This window comes from Bradyrhizobium sp. Kon69, from assembly GCF_055807515.1.
In genome coordinates this window covers 1-441 of record NZ_JBVVOS010000122.1, presented here as the reverse complement: position 1 = coordinate 441, position 441 = coordinate 1, and the positions used below count along the sequence as shown (strand labels likewise).

The following is a 441-nucleotide window of genomic DNA, read 5'->3' as shown; positions in this document are numbered from 1 at the left end:
GTCTTGGGTTTGAATTCCTGCAGCAGCAGGTTGGCAAACCCAAGACCGAGCGCGCCCGCGAAGCCGTGGAAACCGCGGTGCGCACCCTGGCCGAACAGGCCCTGGCGCAAACCGACCTGGTGTCCAACGACGCGATCAAGTCGATCGAATCGATCATCGCCGCCATCGACGCCAAGCTCACCGCCCAGGTCAACCAGATCATCCACCACCAGGATTTCCAGCAGCTGGAAAGCGCCTGGCGTGGCCTGCACTACCTGGTCAACAACACCGAGAGCGATGAGCAGCTGAAGATTCGCGTGCGCGCCCTGCTGCCATGTGATGCCGCCGCGTTGCTGCGCCTGGAGGGCGAGTGGCTGGTGCCGCTGGCCGTGGACGGCTTGAGCGCCGACACCCTGGGCCGACGCTTCAAGATCAGCGAGCACCCGCGATTCGAAGTGCTGC

Annotated in this window: 1 protein-coding gene; it reads left to right on the top strand. The window is 64.4% G+C overall.

What is annotated here, in order from left to right; translation table 11 throughout:
• Window positions 1-441, top strand: a 441-nt coding sequence (locus AC0L3U_RS38495; RefSeq protein WP_473364977.1) for a type VI secretion system contractile sheath domain-containing protein, incomplete at both ends; no start/stop codon positions are given.